Below are 15292 nucleotides of genomic sequence, written 5' to 3' on the forward strand. Positions count from 1 at the left end.
GTAAAACGAATTGCTTCTCAACAACATTTCTGTTTTTCTTATGCTTAACGCCGCAAAAAAAAGCCATGGTGTTCCATGACTTTATCATTTTATTTCATTTCATCTTTTTTCTCCGACAAAACGATTTAGGAAAAAAAGTAATATTATATTTCATCAGCAATGCATAAGCAAATCCACACAACGCCAAATTGACAAGGTATAAGGTATATAGAAAACAGCAAAAGGTAGGATGTAAGCAAGACATCATGTAACACCTCATAGGTCATAAAATTAATGCTTCCTACAATCCATAACATCGATATATACAGAAAACGACTAAGTTTTATTCGTTTTCTAAGTAACAACCATTACGATAACTTTCTAGTACATAATTTTTCTAAAGCATGTTGCACATAAGGAGCATCCTCATCATTGATCAAAGCCATTAATGTATCTCCGGTAAATAAGACAGTATCTCCCTTAGGAATAATTTCGGCATTTCCTCGATGAATGCTGATAATCAGACATTTGCCCGGCCAGGCAATATCACTGACCTTTTTCTCACATACCTCGCTGCCGATTTCAATTGCGGCTTCAACAATATGTTTCTTTCCTTGAAACGCATCTAAATTCACACCATTCTTCCATAAAAGCTTATGCAATAAACTTTCATAAATGGGATCACAATTCAATATATTGGCCGTTAAGTAAGCACATAAGGAAACTAGCGCTAAAGGTAATAAATGCGTCAAAGTGCCACTCATTTCCGCAATCAAAATAATACCGGTAATCGGTGCTCGTACGATTGCCGCAAAGAAAGCAGCCATGGCCATGATAATAAAGTTTGCCAGATACATCTCAGGAATCTGAAAATACTGTATGGCGATAAGGCCATAAATGGCTCCTACAAAACTGCCGAGCACCAACAATGGGAAAAAGATGCCACCGGGTGCTCCACTGCCAAAGCTAGCTAAAGAAAAGATAAATTTTACTACCAGCAATAAAATCAAGGTTTTTAAGAGCAATGGCTCTTTTCCACTTAACATCTCGATCATCGTATGCCCACTGCCTAACACTTCAGGAAGGATGAGCATAAGCACACCGGCAATCATTAAAGGAATCAAAACACGATAATGGGCTTTTAGTCTTGGCACTTTTTCATACCAATCCTGAAACTTTAACGTCATCTTATTATATAGGACACCACATAAACCACAAATGATGCCTAACAACAGAATGCTTCCATAATAGCCTAATGGTAAAGTTTCTGTGACTACAAAATGAAATGCCGGTTCTAAGCCAAACACATATTGTGATAGAAAATCACCGGTAACACTGGCACACATGACCGAAACTAAAACAGAAACGGAAAAGTTTTTATGTACCTCTTCCAAGGCAAACATGACACCTGCCAAAGGCGCATTAAATGCCGCACTAAGTCCTGCCGCTGCACCACAAGTCAATAATAATTTTTCTTCCATCTTTACACGATGAAAGATACGTGACATACCCTTGCCACCCATAGCTCCTAATTGAATACTTGGCCCTTCTCGCCCTAATGATAACCCTCCAAAAGCGCATAAGGTCCCAGCAACAATTTTATAAGGCAATATTTTATACCATTTTTGATCAAGAAACGAAATGATTTCTCCTTCCACCTGAGGGATACCACTTCCTGAAATCAATGGTTCTTGTTTTAGGCACCAGCCAATCAAAACACCAAGCACTAACAAAAAGAGAAACCACCCTATAATATAGAGAAGGTTATCCCAAATCACGGATGCCATAAAGGCAATAAACTGTTCCGCATAGCCTAATAGCAAACGATAGATAATGGCGATCAATCCGGCAAGTAATCCACAAGCCAAGCCTTCCATGATCAACACATATTTAAAATTTCCTTCACTCTCTAAAATATGACGAGTACTGCCCTTCTCCTTTTTCATGTTACTCCCTCTTTCCAATTACATAAAAAGTATAGCATTATCTTTACATAGTGACAAATACAAATCTTTTTCTCCTATGCAATGTGCTTTAGGAACACATATCTCATAAAACTTTTCCTTATCATCAAAAAAGACTTATCCCACACACTTTGATTCGATCATATGTGGCGATAAGCCTTTTCTATGATTTTCCTGTTGTTGCTTGTTTCTAATCGTATATGATTCAGCTTTTTAAAATAAGGACATCTGATTTTCTTCCTGTAAGCCTTCTAAAACCCCCATCGACTCCAGTTTCTTAATCAGCGTACCACTCAAGGCGGTTCTTCGCTGTAAATCCTCTTTGGATAAGAATGCCCCATTCTTGCGAGCTTCCACAACAGTATCCGCAACACTTTCTCCCAAGCCATCAATACTGGTGAAAGGAGGAATAATGTAGTTAGGTCGTTCTGGATCGACAATAAAATCACGACTGGCGGAACGCATTAAATCAATATTAGCGAAATAATAACCACGCAATGTCATTTCCAATGCCAGCTCTAAAGTATTATAAGTATCCTTATCCTTCTTGGTGACATCCTTTTTCTGCGCGTTGTCATGCAACTTAAAGTCAATTTCCTGCATCTTTTTACGAATGGATTGTTCTCCCTTGATCATTGTTTCAATATCATATGCATCACAACGAATACTAAAGAACATACAGTAGTAATATTGCGGTTCATGCACCTTAAACCAAGCAATGCGGATGGCCATCATGACATAGGCAACGGCATGGGCTTTCGGGAACATGTATTTGATCTTTTTACAAGATTCAATATACCAGTCTTCCACCCCGTTTTCTTTCATCTCCGGTATCCATTCATCCTTCAGTCCTTTTCCTTTACGAACACTTTCCATGATCGTAAAGGCCAGTTTTGGACGCAAGCCCTTGTGCAATAAATACACCATGATGTCATCACGACATCCGATTACGCTCTTTAATGTACAAATACCATCATCAATCAGATCCTTGGCATTGCCTAACCATACATCTGTACCATGAGATAAACCGGATATTTTCAATAACTCATCAAATGTGGTTGGACGTGTTAACTCCAGAATTCCACGAACAAACGGTGTACCGAACTCCGGTAAGCCGGCAGCTCCAGTTTCTTCGGTATTCTTACTAGTATCTATTTTTAACGCATCCACCTTAGAGAAAATGCTCATGGTTTCCGGATCGTTCATAGGAATGGTCGTTACATCAATTCCACTCATACGCTCCAACATCTTCATCGCTGTAGGATCCACATGACCAAGGATATCAAATTTCAAGATATTATCATGAATCTGATGGAAGTCAAAATGCGTCGTCTTCCATTCCGCATACGGGTCATTGGCAGGATATTGTACCGGTGTAAAATCATGCACATCTAAATCCAATGGGACGACGACGATGCCACCTGGATGTTGACCGGTCGTTCGTTTGACGCCTTCACAACCTTTTGCTAAACGCAAGATCTGGGCATTGCGCATACTGCCTTCAATTCCCATCTCTTCCTCATAGCCTTTCACATAACCAAACGCCGTTTTTTCGGCTACCGTACCAATCGTACCGGCACGATATACATGGTCTTCACCAAACACTTCTTTGGTATAGGCATGGGCATTGGGCTGATAATCACCGGAGAAATTCAAGTCGATATCCGGCACCTTATCACCTTCAAAACCTAAGAAGGTTTCAAAAGGAATATCGTGTCCATCACCGCGAATTGTTTCTCCACAATTCGGACATTCAATATCTGGTAAATCATAGCCATTTAACACACTGCCATCGGTAAAGAACTTTACATAATGGCATTTCGGGCAGACATAATGAGGTGCTAAAGGATTTACCTCAGTAATCTCTGACATCGTAGCGACAAAGCTAGATCCTACCGAACCTCGCGAACCTACCAGATATCCATCATCCAAGCTCTTCTTTACCAATAAATGAGAAATATAGTAAACCACATAATAACCGGCGCCGATGATACTATCCAATTCTCGATTTAAGCGTTTCTCCACGATATCCGGTAAGACAGGTCCATATTTCTTATGGGCATTTTCAAAACAAATTTCTCTTAGCTTTTGATCAGAACCTTCAATATCCGGTGGATATAAAGCATCCTTGACCGGACGTATCACTTCAATCTGATCCGCTATCGCCTTGGTATTCTTAATGACCATATCATAAGCACGCTGTTGGCCCAACCAAGCATATTCTTTTAACATTTCATCCGTGGTACGCAAATGCTGATCCGGGCTTTTAAACTTGCGGCGACGTTCCTGATTGTAAATATATAAGGCATGACGCATACCGCCAATCGCCTGAGAATTGATATAAATGTCACGAATCAGCTTTTCATTAGGATGCACATAATGCGCATCACTGGTTGCCACGACGATTTTTCCCATCTCTTCTGCCTTTTCCACGATGGACATTAAGATTTCTTTTAACCGCGCTTCATCTACGATGGAATTGCGTTCTACTAAGAAACGATAGTTGGCAAGTGGCTGTATTTCGATGTAGTCATAAAACTGCATGACCTCTGCTAACTCTTTTTCACTGCGCGTCTGGGCCATGTCGAAAACTTCCCCATTCACACAGGAAGAGCCGATCAATAAATTGCCGTTCATCCGGCGCTTTTCTATTTCTTTACGAATGATGCGCGGTTCTGCGACAACATTTGCTGTACTTTTACGATTATAGCTTAAATATTCCGTATGCGAGAGTGTAATCAGCTCAAACAATTCCTTTAAACCTGCCATGTTTTTCGCAAGGATAGTCACATGCTTATCTCTGACTTTATTAAAACAATCAGGATCTTGCATATCTTGTAACTGTTTCAAGGTTTTGATATGCTTTAGATCATTTAACATATGCATAAAGACCTGAGCCAACACTTCAGCATCATAATCAGCACGATGGGCTACATCTTCATCATAGCGAATACCATACTGACGTGCCAGATTGCCCAAGCGATAACCTTTGCGATCCATCATACTGCGGGCCAGATCCAAGGTATCAATGACCGGATTCATTAATGGCTTACGACCGATACGTTCTAATTCCGCATTTAAGAAGCCATAGTCAAAGCTGGCATTGTGGGCAACTAAGATACTATCACCGATAAATTCCAGAATCTCATCGACACATTCCGCAAACGGTTTGGCATTCTTCATGTTTTCTTCTGAAATATTGGTTAATTCAGTTGTGAATGCACTTAAGGCAATCGGTGGTTTGACAAACAGCTGTAAGCTTTTTATGCAGGTGCGATCTTTCATGATCTGCCCGCCAAACTCAATGATATGATCAAAGCGCGAAGATAAACCGGTCGTTTCTAAGTCGAATACACAATAGGTTCCCTTTTCCAGTTCCGTGTCATCCCCATTGCGCACGATCTGTAACATAGGGTCAACCATATTCATTTCCACACCATATAAGATCTTCATCGGTGTTTCACGTTTCTTGTTAATGCCATCAACCACCGTCTGTGCAGTAGGAAATGCCTGAACAACACGATGATCAGTCAACGCAATCGCATCCCAGCCCCATTCATTCGCTGTTTTGATATACTCGCTGATATCACATACCCCATCCATTTCAGATAGCTTCGTATGTACGTGTAACTCTACACGCTTTTCTTCTGCTTCATCCACACGTTTGACTTCAGGTACCTTCTGGATCACATCCGGCATAAAGACCAGTTCACGAGAATAGGAATCAAACTCCACTCGTCCATATGCAACGACACAATCTCCGGCACCGATTTCATTAAGAACTTCCTTTGTGATAGAACCACGTTCAAAACGCTTCATGATGATGGCATCATCGTCATCCGCAATCCACAGTGTCTGAATATCCTTGCCATTTCGTAAAGTTCTTACTTCACTGTCAAAGATCTTCCCATGGATGCGAATATCATGACATTCTTCGCTAATATCATGAATGGAAAAGGGCACATACCCATCTAAGCCCTTTTTCTTTTTAGGTTTAAAGCTATAGGCTTTTTTCTCTTCATATACTTGTGTCGGCTTAGGCGCTTCCTCTTTCATCTTCACCGTTGGAATCTTTACGCTGACCTTCATTTCTTCAACCGTAATTGCCAATTGGAAGCCACAGTTTTTCAAAAACTCTTCAAGCAGATGTTTATTTTGAATTGCGATATCACGATCAGTTTCATTCGCAATATGATAAATCAGATACTTTTTCTCTAAGGATGGCAGACTGTCCTGAAAAATACGCAACGTTGGATGCAGACTGACAAAGTGCTGGATATATTCACTTACTTCTAAGATCGACGTATCACTGTTTTCTACGGTAAGATATACTTCGGTTTTACAACGAGTAATTTTTGCTAAACGCATACAAAAAACATGCCATACCTGAAAAGGCAATAGCTTAGGTAAGGCCAATTCCATATGCAAAACATTGCTGCGCTTGCGATATACCGGTTTCATGTTAAAAGAGCCTTGTTCAAAATAGACAAGATCGGGATTATCCTCTTCCATTTTCTTTACTAAATCAATCAGTTTCAGTTCCATCCAATTCCTCATTTCTTACGTTTCTTATGATATCATAAATCGTTCTTTAGCAAAAGTAAAAAGGCAAAGGATTTCGATTTTCATATTTTCACATAAAATAAAAACAGCCTCATTTTTATAAGCTGCTTTCTTTGTGATGAAGATGGTACATTCCTCTATAATATCAGGGTTTTTTCTTGATGATGATGGAAACACTCCCACTTACATCTTTATAATTGGGATTGGTAATTTTGTAATAAACCTTTGTTGTACCTACGCTTGTGCGTGTAGGTTTTATCTTCGACCATTTTTTCTTTGTATTGCTACGATAGTAGATTGTTGAATGGGGTTTTATCTGCGTCATACAAAGAGTATGCTTTTTATGGTCATAGCTGCCATTATATCCTTTTATCTTTGGCTTTTGCGTAGCTTTCGATACTGTGATATTGGCTTTGCCGGTGATTGTCTTTCTTGCATTAGGATTGCTAATTTTATAATACACGCTTGTCGTGCCAACGTTCGTTCTCATTGGCTTTTCCTTTGTCCAATCCTTTTTTAAGCTGGTGCGATAATATATGGTTGAGCCTGGTAGTGTTTTTGTGATAGAAATCGTATGTTTCTTTTCATCATATGTATGTTTATAATCATTGATACGCGCTTTGCAATTCGCTTTATGTACGATGATCTCTGCACTGCCATACATATCTTGCGCATAATGTGGATTCATCACATGATAGTAAACCATTGTTGTACCTGCATTTGTTCTAGTTGGTTTCTTTGAAGACCATCCACTCTTGGTACTGGTACGATAGGTAATCGTAGAGCCTGCAGGTACATTTTGTAATGAGATACTGTGTGCTTTCCCATCATAACTACCTTTATACGCATTTACGTTAACAGGCAATGTGATTCCGCCTTTTTGTATCCTAAAGCTCTGTGAGGTCGTCAAGGCTATCCTGTTTATTTGTATCGGCGTTGTTCTTTCTGCTTTTTCTCCTTTTACCCCGCATACAGCATAAGCTGTATCACTAGGCTGTAATGCATAACCTTTTTTTAACTTTCGAAGAAAAAATGCCTGATTCTTTGTATCATCTATGTTTGTAAAAAATAAATCTACATTATTTTTTTGTCGCATAGAGGTCAGTAATTCTTTAGTTTTCGTATCTTTTATCGTATAGCTGCCATCTTTTTGACGTATAAATTCGTATATTCCTTTGTCATCATTGGTCGCTGTTTCCAGCATTGCCGTATGGTTAACATTTTTTACATAGATATCACCAAATGCAATTTGGGCATAAAAATGCGTTCCTAGATTTTGCTTTGTCCCCATCAGATGATATGCTGCCGGATTCACTCCCACCGTATTAGAAACACTAGCAAAGTCATTATGTTGTGCATGTACTCTTACCCAGTAAGGTTGATCGGCAAATGCTTTGGTGAAGGTGAGTTTGCTTGTAACAAATTCGTCAGTTAATTCACATTCCGCATCATGACATACATCAATCTGATAAGTAGTAGCATCGGCTATTTTGTCCCATTGAAAAGTGTAATTCATCCCTGAACGGCTAACCCTTAGCTTCGGTTTAGCAAGATTGACGGCAGGTGTAAAATCGTGCAAATAGAGAAAGCCTTGAAATCCCGGATAATACGTTTTTAGATATGCGAAGGTATTGGTCTGTGTGTAAAAGGCTTCCCCACCATAACTGGAATTGGAAATGGTCAGATATTCTCCTTCAATTTTTTCCACAATAGCCACATGACCTCCCCAATCTCCATTCCAACACATCACACTGCCAACCTTAGGTATAGAACCATACGCATAATAATGATGTTTTGTATTGTAATCGTACCATTCTTTCGCCATCCCGGTAGATAATTGTGGGGGTTCTCCTAATATTTCATAGGCTCTTCCCCACGCATATGCCGTACAATTGGGCATACCATAATCATATTTATAATATATATTTTGATCCGAATAATAATGAAAATCACTTTTTGAAGGTGCGCTGCTGCGAGCAAAGAAATAGGTCTTCGCTTTCAGCTGATATGTACCATTAACAAAGCTTGTTAAAACAGCTAAGGTGATTGCCAAGAATGAAACGATGAATTTCTTTAAAAAGCGCATACGTCCACTTCCTTTTATGTGTCTATTATATCAGTTTCCACCGCGAAATAACATATGTGTCACATCAAATGATGGACATTTGTATTTTGATGTTATCTTTCACAAGAAAAAAGGCCAGTGTTTTTCTGGCCTTTCATCACACATTTGTCAAATATTTATATTCCATCTTATTATCCATATCCGCAACCACTAGGATATATTTTCCAGACTCCTGATGCATCTTTTACTAACATGATCTGCCATTCAGGATATTCACTGTTTTTATTTAATGTATCACTGCTAAAGTTGCCGGTTTTATAATCCATGAAAAACAAAAGGGTATCTGCTTTTGTATAGTACTCTCCATGTTCTTTTGATTGTTTATCCCCGGCATACACCAAACGTTCCATCGTACAATCTTCAAATGATCGTACAAAATCTTTTTTTATGACGTTTACCGCTTCTTCAAGTTCTAGTCTGGAATACTTTGTGGAAACTCCATAGTCGATCTCTACATCGTTGCTGATGGTTCCTTTACAGCCTGTGAAGATAACACAAAGCACAACACTCAACATAATAATACGGAATCGTTTCATACCCTTCCACCTTCCTTCTTCTTTATGATACCAAAAATCTATCTTTCATATCTTAATAAATCCTAAAGTATTTCTATTTATTCTGTAAGAAAAGAAGAGACAATTCATCTTGCCTCTTCAAGTTCATTTATTCTTCTACATACTTTCTTTTCTTGCGCAATACTGCTAAGACAGCTCCACTTAAGATAACCATGATACCTGCTGTTTGTGCCTGCGAAGTATCCCCTGTTTTAGGCGTATCTGTTTTGTCTGTTGTGTTAACTGGCTCTTTTTTGTGTTGCTCAATTGCTTTCAACTGTTGTAATGCTGTCACAAGTGTTTCATATGCTTGTTGAATTTCAACTTTTGTTGCATCTTTCTTTTGTAAGATGTTTTTAGCATCTTTTAATGCTTTTTCAAATGTTTTCCAAGATGCAGCGGTATAAGCACTTTCTTTTTTCTTTTCAGCTTTTTCAACTAAGTTTTGTAAAATCGCTTTGGCACTAGTTTGACTAACTGCCTCTAAGGATTGAATTGCTTTTTGAATATTCTTTACTTGTACTTTCACATCATCTTGACTTGCTGCAGCGTCAGCATAAACTTTTTCGGCTGCTTTGATCGCTTTCTGTAGCTTCGCATAGCTTGCACTTGTAAAGCCCTCTGCCTGTATAGCTTTGGCTTCATCTAATGCATTTTTCAGTTCTGCTTTGTCTACAACAATTGGTGTTTCTTCTTTTTTCAAAGCCGAAATAGCTTTTTCAATTGCTGTTACCTGTGCATTTACAGCATCCTGTGTTGCCTTATCATCGGCATAAACTTTTTCAGCTGCCTTGATTGCTTCTTGTAGTTTCGCATAGCTTGCACTTGTGTAGCCATCTGCCTGTATTGCTTTGGCTTTATCTAACGCTTTTTTCAGCTCTGCCTTATTAGCAACAATTGGTGTTTCTTCCTTTTCTAAAGCCGAAATAGCTTTTTCGATTGCTGTTACCTGTGCATTTACAGCATCCTGTGTTGCCTTATCATCGGCATATACTTTTTCAGCTGCCTTGATTGCTTCCTGTAACTTCGCATAGCTTGCACTTGTGTAGCCATCTGCCTGTACAGCTTTAGCTTTATCTAATGCTTTTTTCAGCTCTGCTTTATCTACAACAATTGGTTTTTCTTCCTTTTCCAATGCTGCAATGGCTTTTTCGATTGCTGTTACCTGTGCATTTACAGCATCCTGTATTGCCTTATCATCGGCATATACTTTTTCAGCTGCTTTGATTGCTTCTTGTAGTTTCGCATAGCTTGCACTTGTGTAGCCATCTGCTTGTATAGCTTTGGCTTTATCTAATGCTTTTTTCAGTTCTGCTTTATCTACAACGATTGGTTTTTCTTCCTTTTCTAAAGCCGAAATAGCTTTTTCAATTGCTGTTACCTGTGCATTTACAGCATCCTGTGTTGCCTTATCATCGGCATATACTTTTTCAGCTGCCTTGATTGCTTCCTGTAACTTCGCATAGCTTGCACTTGTGTAGCCATCTGCTTGTATAGCTTTGGCTTTATCTAATGCTTTTTTCAGTTCTGCTTTATCTACAACAATTGGTTTTTCTTCCTTTTCCAAAGCGGCAATGGCTTTTTCGATTGCTGTTACCTGTGCATTTACAGCATCCTGTGTTGCCTTATCATCGGCATATACTTTTTCAGCTGCCTTGATTGCTTCCTGTAACTTCGCATAGCTTGCACTTGTGTAGCCATCTGCCTGTACAGCTTTAGCTTTATCTAACGCTTTTTTCAGTTCTGCTTTATCTACAACAATTGGTTTTTCTTCCTTTTCCAAAGCTGCAATAGCTTTTTCGATTGCTGTTACCTGTGCATTTACAGCATCCTGTGTTGCCTTATCATCTTTCAGAACTTCCCTTGCTTTTGTTACAACTGTCATAAGATTCAGATAACTTTCTTCTGTATAAGCATCTGCTTCATACGTATCTGCCTGCTCGATGATCTTCTTCAAAGCTGTTTTATCAGCCTGTACAAAGACACGTAATTCTACTTCTTTTCCTAAAACTGTGCCTTTGACCTTGTAATCACCAGATACAGCAGTATCGATGTTGCTAAGATCCCAAGAAATCGTTTCTTTTAACACATTTCCATTATCCAATGTTACCATGACATCTTTTGGCAGTTTCGCTGTCACATTATTTTCTTTAAAGGCTACTAGTACCTCTTCAGGCAATGTAACATCGTTTACAACTGCTTGTGGGAATGCCACCTTTATATGATTAAAGACGGTTGTAGATCTAAAGGTTTGTACACCAATATAGCCATCTACAATATCTGCATCACTTTTCTGTGCAATCTGTAGATCATTCACATAATAGGTCAAGGTTCCCTTACCATCATAAGCAACCTTCAAATGATATGTATCCGCATCCACAATTGCTGGTGGTAATAGTTTATCAATATGCCAGTCTTGGCCATTCATATTTTTAAAGATTTTTGCGATTGCGCCATTTTCATTACGTTCCACATTTACACAGAACCATAATGATGTAGGAGCATTTTTATCTTTTACACCAAATACTAAACCGGCCGCAATACCTTCCTTGATGCTCATATCAGCTTCTAATACAAATGGCTGATCCTTAGAAATCTTCGTATCACTTAATTGGAAGCTATCTCCACCGGTATTTTTCCCTTCCATACCTTCCTCAGTGATTTCCCAAACCTCATTGGTATTCCAATTTGTGATATTAGAATCTAGTGATGGTACAATAGCTTGTACACTAACTTCATCACTTAACTCCCCTACCGTTGCCTGAATCCGATAGACACCGGCCTTTAAAGCTTTTACTGTAATACTGCCTTTCTCTTCTTTAACGATTTGTAAGCCTTCAGGAAGTGTCCACTTGATATCGTTCATTTCACTTAGATTTGGATACACATTTGCATCAACCGTGAATTCTGTATCTACATGAACACGCTCTTTAGCGGATACGTATAGCTGTGTTTTCGCCGTCTCACTTCCCGATTTTTTGCTATACATAGACTTCATATCATAAATCTTTAGATCATCAATCGTTACATCCCCATCGTTTGTGAAAAAGGACATGGCAATATTATGATTATCTTGATAAAGTGTTGTTGAAATATTTGCTTCACCATCATTACCAAATGCTTCTACAGCACCTTGATCAACTAAAATACGCAGTTTGATTTTATTTCCTTCTAATGGTGTCAACTGATAAGAGAAATTACCACTGTTCATATAATGACCAGCATTTCTAGCATCCAGTACCATCTTTTTATTTACCACATCGTATTTATAGATAAGTTCTTTTCCACCGCCTTGACGCAGTTTAAAGCCAAATTCTTTACTACTGCCTAGTGTAAACGTACCCTCTACATCATAGTAAATACCTGATACACCACGTAATATATTATCATCGTTTGCGGAAACTTTCTTATTTGCTGTCTGATATAGGATATGTTCTTGGTCCCGCAGTTTATTGACTTCTTCAACCACATTACTAGTTACTACATATTTACCATCACGATCGGTTATCAAACCATATTCCTGTGGCAGAGATTGTGACCCTTTATATATCTTGCCATCAAACTCTGTAAAGTCTTGCAGCCAGCTGATTCCGATTTGACGATTCTTTCCGGTACCATCTTCAAAGAATGTCATGGTTGCATATTTTCCAAAACCACGCCATGGATCTTCATTAGAATCCACATTGATACGATCGGTATCAGCTACCCATTTGAAAACATCGCCATCTCTTTCCATGTGACCGATGACATAGAAACCGGCACTACCGTTATAAATCCACTTCTGCTCACCGGTTCCATTCACTTTTGCAGGAATAAGCCCCGGACATTCTGAATAAATCTGATCACCATTTTTATACGTAAGATTTTGTGTGCGTGTCCATGTTTTCAAGTCTTCACTTGCAAACAGCTGGGCAGCGCCACCCGCAGTAATCATATACCATTTTGTATCCCCATCGATCTTAAATACTTTAGGATCACGGAAATCATTTCCACTAAGTGTATTTCCTTCATTTGGCAAGACTGGATTTCCTTCATATTTGATCCAAGTTGTTCCATGATCTTTTGAATATGCAATGGCTTGTGATTGTTTACCATTCTTTTCATTATGATAAGTAAAAATAGCTACTAATTTAGAATCCCCTTCTTGATTATCCGTAAAGAAACCAGAAGTGTTATCCTTATCTTCTACCGCAGATCCAGAGAAGATTAATCCAAGATCATCAATCTGGATACCTAGAGGCTGTTGTTCCCAATTCACGAGATCCTTTGAACGAACATGTGCCCATGATTGTTTATAAAAGTTATTATTTGGTGAATACTGATAAAACAAATGCCAATAGCCATCGGTAGAATCATATACCATACCATTTGGATCATTCATGAAATTGATTTGTGGTGTTACATGGAACTGCGCACGATTTTCTTGAGCTGCCAATTCCTCATTGCTAAACCATTTATTCACAGCAAATTGATAGGTTTTTGTAAAACCATCACGTTCAACACTGATCATGACATTGGCAAAGTTAGTTTCAAAATCATCAGCACGCAATGTATAAGCATCTTTCACTTCTTCACGTGGACGTGTCACGCGTAAATTGCGATCTTTTATCGTAATATAGACCTTTCCATTGCCACTAGGCTTCAATGTCACTTCATCAATACCGGCAGCTATATCCATACCATAAATGGTAGTACGTGGATCAATAGCTGGTGTAATACTTACACCATCACTTAATGCAAGTGTTGTTAATTCCGGTTCTGAAATGTTTGGACGTTCTGTTTCATTTTGATAATATAAATTTTGATATACGACACTGCCATCCCAAGTAAGCAGGCCTAAATATCCATCACGATGACGATCATCCTGAACATGTGCAACCCCTTTTCCATTGACATAAGCATAAATATCAGAGCCAACTACAGTAACTTTCAAATCATAGGAACCATCTTCATTCGGTGCCACTTCACTTAGCGGAATTTCAGCTAAACTGCCACCTGTTGGAAATTCAAATAATTTGAAGATGTTATTTGTGTAATCGGCGTTAAATGCATAACAACCAGCTTTAGGATCGTTAGGGTTTTCGACACGGAACAATAAAGCTCCTGCGCCTTTACCATGTTTATTGACCGTATGCACCTGATAAGTAAAATCTTGACTTTTAGTATCGGATATGGCGAAGTTATCACCGGTTCCAGAGGATGTAAGACCATCCTCGCCTTTTGTCCAAATACCTTGAAGTCCTCTCAAATTTTCAATATTTGTTTTGAAATTATCTACGGTACGAATCGTTCTGTCCGTAAATTTTATGTTAGAATAGGCAGCTTCTGTTTTAAAGGTCAAAATACCGATATAGCCTCCTACCCATGCATCGATTTTACCTTCCATCTGATATAAACTGCCACCTTCACTTTGCACCTTATAAATAAAGGTACCATCTGCTTTTACATCCAGATCTAAGTGAATTTTCTTCGTGATATCATAATCTGTTAATTGGATTTGCTCGGCATAATCTTCTCCCGCCGGGACCTTGAAGACACGCATGATGTTGCCATCTTGTTCCCTAACAACATTGGCTCCTTTCCATGTAGTCGAAGGTTTATCTTTATCCCCTATGCCAAATACCAGAGCCGCTGAATTTTCACCACCAGCCGTGAGTTCAACATCAGCGCTGTAATGAAAATCATTGACCAGCTCATTGATTTCATTACTTACCGCAAAGTTATCGCCACCCGTATTTTTTAAGAGAATGCGATTTTCTTGCACATCCTTATCTCCCCCAATAAAATCAGATAGTGTCATTTCCTCTATGCTTTTTTGCATTTGGGAAACCATCTTTGGATTTGTGGCCGCTACGATAGAAGTTGGAGCGATGCTGCTTACCACCATCGAACAGGTCATGAGCACTGTTGCAGCTTTTAATACTTTTTTTGTCATTGTTTCTCCTTTCCCTTTTCTTTTTTACCCTGTGAGTACAGGTGCTATCCTCATTATAGAAAAAAGATCTTGTATTCACAAGTGAGTTATGTAACCTCTTTCATTGACAAATGTAAGCGTTTAATTATTTTCTGTATGATTATAAACTCAACAATAATGTTCTAAAAAGAAC

General features: G+C 38.7%; 5 protein-coding genes. All 5 read right to left on the reverse strand.

What is annotated here, in order from left to right; translation table 11 throughout:
* Positions 1-347: 347 nt before the first annotated feature.
* The 5 genes from KJS44_RS10265 to KJS44_RS10285 all read right to left on the reverse strand — a co-directional run bounded on the left by KJS44_RS10265 (position 348) and on the right by KJS44_RS10285 (position 15120).
* Positions 348-1925 carry a ClC family H(+)/Cl(-) exchange transporter gene (locus tag KJS44_RS10265; RefSeq protein WP_008687527.1) on the reverse strand — a complete coding sequence of 526 codons (1578 nt, stop codon included), beginning with the start codon at positions 1923-1925 and terminating at the stop codon, positions 348-350.
* Positions 1926-2156: 231 nt separating this feature from the next.
* A complete protein-coding gene (locus KJS44_RS10270) occupies positions 2157-6488 on the reverse strand; it encodes a PolC-type DNA polymerase III (protein ID WP_008687524.1) in 4332 nt (1443 codons plus the stop codon).
* Between the two features lie 163 nt (positions 6489-6651).
* Positions 6652-8592: a CHAP domain-containing protein gene (locus tag KJS44_RS10275; RefSeq protein ID WP_008687522.1), complete on the reverse strand. Its 1941-nt coding sequence runs from the start codon at positions 8590-8592 to the stop codon at positions 6652-6654.
* A gap of 170 nt (positions 8593-8762) precedes the next feature.
* The gene (locus tag KJS44_RS10280) at positions 8763-9167 is read right to left on the reverse strand and encodes a hypothetical protein (RefSeq protein WP_008687520.1); all 405 of its coding nucleotides are present in this window, start codon (positions 9165-9167) and stop codon (positions 8763-8765) included.
* A gap of 127 nt (positions 9168-9294) precedes the next feature.
* A complete protein-coding gene (locus tag KJS44_RS10285; RefSeq protein ID WP_017144690.1) occupies positions 9295-15120 on the reverse strand; it encodes a GH32 C-terminal domain-containing protein in 5826 nt (1941 codons plus the stop codon).
* Positions 15121-15292 lie beyond the last annotated feature (172 nt).

The sequence above is a fragment of the Longicatena caecimuris genome (genome assembly GCF_018406465.1).
Classification (GTDB): Bacteria; Bacillota_I; Bacilli_A; order Erysipelotrichales; family Erysipelotrichaceae; genus Longicatena; species Longicatena caecimuris.